Below are 220 nucleotides of genomic sequence, written 5' to 3' on the forward strand. Positions count from 1 at the left end.
CACTGCGTGCGTCGCGGACGGGTATGCGGGGGAAACCAGCGGGTCATTCTCTGCGTGGTGGGGAGCCTTCGGCTTCGCCTCGGCGAGGCGCAAACAAACCAGTGGTTTGATGAACTACCGCCTCGGCGCGCGCAGCGTCGCCGGAAGCATAACTGCCTTGTCACCGGGGCGGAATGTGCGAAGACACAGATTCCAGATGCACCACTATCCCCTCCAAGCC

Source organism: Paraburkholderia ribeironis, assembly GCF_900019265.1.
GTDB lineage: Bacteria > Pseudomonadota > Gammaproteobacteria > Burkholderiales > Burkholderiaceae > Paraburkholderia > Paraburkholderia ribeironis.